Raw genomic sequence first — 822 nt, forward strand, 5'->3', positions numbered from 1 at the left:
TGAATGATAATAGGATAAGAAGCAGCCGTGTTCGGGAGGATACTTTTCAGGGATGGCACAGGGACACGAAGAATCACTGTCGGGATGTTGCTGTCGGGGGACAGCAACGGGGGAAGATTATCACTTTAACCACCTGCTTAAGGTTACCCTGAAAGGGTAAAATCTTTCAGCAAAAGGTGGAGCCTTTTGTTAATCAATGTGGTATGGTGGTGAGCCCTGCAAGGGTGGGATTGCTTCTGTTTGAGCATTTTAACTTGCTGCCTGTGCTTCTGAATAGTTAAGCTTTACCAAACTTTCGGAAGTTTAGTAAAGCCGGAGCCTGGTTCTGTTAGTGAAGTTGGGAACAGATCTTTTTCAATCAGAAGGGTAGCTGTATGGTGCATATCAACGATAGGGTAGGGGTACCGCTTTTAAGATACCCGTCTCTTGTTATAAGTTTCTCCAAATAATTAAAGCACCAGCCCCCGGACAGGAGCTGATGCTGTTTGGCGATATATTCCGGAGCTTTAATCTTTAGACTTTAACCATTCAAGGGCTTCGTTGGCCGAGTTGAATGTGGTAACCACACTAGAGTCTGGCATGGCATTTTTAGCGGATAGCTGGGCGAAGATATTCTCTGAGAATATCCAGGCAAAATGCTTCAAACCGGCCTTTTCCATTTGTGGGAACCATTGCGTTACTGTCCATTCTGCAGCATCCTGCCATGGCCCCGTTACTTCTGTGTTGTCATTCAATATTTTTGAGCAGTTGGGCTTCTTTTTAAAAAGCTCAAGGATTTTATTTCCTCCTGCAATGATCTTATCCCGGTTTTGAAAGCCAATC

At 44.6% G+C, this 822-nt stretch carries 1 protein-coding gene; it reads right to left on the minus strand.

The features are described 5' to 3' along the window. Positions 1-506: 506 nt before the first annotated feature. A partial coding sequence (locus E1163_RS30155) for a hypothetical protein (RefSeq protein ID WP_185155882.1) occupies positions 507-822 on the minus strand: 316 nt, incomplete at its 5' end.

The organism is Fulvivirga kasyanovii (genome assembly GCF_009711405.1).
GTDB classification, from domain to species: domain Bacteria; phylum Bacteroidota; class Bacteroidia; order Cytophagales; family Cyclobacteriaceae; genus Fulvivirga; species Fulvivirga kasyanovii.